Source organism: Clostridium tarantellae (genome assembly GCF_009295725.1).
Lineage (GTDB): Bacteria > Bacillota > Clostridia > Clostridiales > Clostridiaceae > Sarcina > Sarcina tarantellae.
Genome location: NZ_WHJC01000507.1, coordinates 1 through 1319 on the forward strand (window position 1 = coordinate 1; position 1319 = coordinate 1319).

Annotated in this window: 1 protein-coding gene; it reads left to right on the plus strand. The window is 28.4% G+C overall.

The genetic code is table 11. The features are described from left to right. Positions 1 to 128 precede the first annotated feature (128 nt). Complete coding sequence (locus GBZ86_RS15975; protein ID WP_152892303.1) at positions 129 to 1103, plus strand: 2-keto-3-deoxygluconate permease; 975 nt, start codon at positions 129 to 131, stop codon at positions 1101 to 1103. Positions 1104 to 1319 lie beyond the last annotated feature (216 nt).

A 1319-nucleotide genomic window follows, 5' to 3' on the forward strand; every position in this document is an offset into this window, starting at 1 on the left:
TATCTATATAATTTACATTTCAATTGTAAACGTATAAACAAATTTAAAAACTAAAACTCTTCATTAATATATGAAGTATTTTTAATAAAAATACAAAAGAATAATTTAAATTAAAAGGAGATTCTTTTATGCAAATACCAATATTAAAAACAATGAAAAAAGTTCCTGGTGGTATGATGGTTGTTCCATTGTTACTAGGTGCATTAATAAATACTTTTTTTCCCCACTGTTTAGAAATAGGTGGATTTACAACTGCATTATTTAAAAAAGGAGCTGTACCTTTAATTGGTTTATTCCTTTTTTGTATGGGTTCTCAAATAAAAGCAAATAAAGCTGGATTACCTGTGGTAAAAGGCTTTGTATCTTTAATAAGCAAATTTATTGTAGGATTAATTATTACATTAACAGTCGGTCACTTTTTTGGTGCAGCTGGAATTTTTGGATTAACTCCAATGGTATTGATGGCTGCTTTTGGTTCTGCAAATACAGGTCTTTATGTATCCTTAGCAGATCAATACGGAAATGAAGACGATGTTGCTGCAGGCGCTATAGTAGCATTAAGCGGTGGTGCATTTTTTACTATGTTAGCATTAGGGGTTAGTGGATTAGCTAACATACCTATAATGTCAATGGTGGCTGTTATACTGCCAGTAATAATTGGATTTATTTTAGGAAATTTAGATGAAGACTTTAGAAAATTTTTAAAAGCTGGTCAACATGTTTTAACTCCATTCTTTTCATTTGCATTAGGTGCAGGGATGAACTTCCATGCTCTTATAGATTCAGGAGTTTCAGGAATAACTCTTGGTATAGCAGTTACTTTAATAACAGGTTTTGTTAATTATTTTATCCATGGACTATTATGGGAGAAAAAAGCTGTAAATTTTGCTGTTGGTACAACTGCTGGTAACCAGTTAGCTACACCTTTAGCAGTAGTAGCTGCTGATGCTTCATTAACTCCATTTTTAACATCTGCTACAGCTCAAATAGCTACTTCTATTTTGATAACTGCTATACTTTGTCCATTTATTGTAGGATATGTAGACAAGCGTTTAAAAATAAAAAAATCAACTAAAAATAATGCTCAAATTAAAGCTGCTTAAAGTTTATAGTCTATAAATATAATATATTAAAATATTATTTAATTTTCATAGACTACTTTAACATAAATTATTACTTAAATTCCCCCTAAAACTTACATAAGATTACATATAACAATTTCATATTAAATAAATATATATTGTTATATGTAATCTTAACCTTATTATTAAAAAGTCATGATTATAATAAAAATCATGACTTTTTTCTATATATTATTC